Below are 299 nucleotides of genomic sequence, written 5' to 3' on the forward strand. Positions count from 1 at the left end.
AGCTACCTGAGCTACCTGAGCTTCCACTGCCTTTGCTGCCACTGCTGCCGTGACTGCCACTGCTTCCGCTACCTGTGCTACCGTGACTGCCTGAGCTACCCGAGCTACCTGAGCTACCTGAGCTGCCACTACCGCTGCTTCCCTTGCTACCTTTCTTACCTTTTGGCCCTTTTTTACCTTTAGGACCTTTTGGTTTTTTGCCGCTTCCGTGACTTCCGCTGCTTCCACTACCAGAGCTACCGCTGCCTTTGCTGCCTGAGCTACCTGAGCTACCTGATGAGCTACCTGAGCTGCCTGAG

The 299-nt window shown here is 55.9% G+C and carries 1 protein-coding gene; it reads right to left on the minus strand.

What is annotated here, in order from left to right; all coding sequences use genetic code 11:
* A partial coding sequence (locus tag J7E77_RS28505) for a hypothetical protein (protein WP_214718778.1) occupies nucleotides 1–299 on the minus strand: 299 nt, incomplete at both ends.

It is taken from the genome of Bacillus sp. ISL-77 (assembly GCF_018613105.1).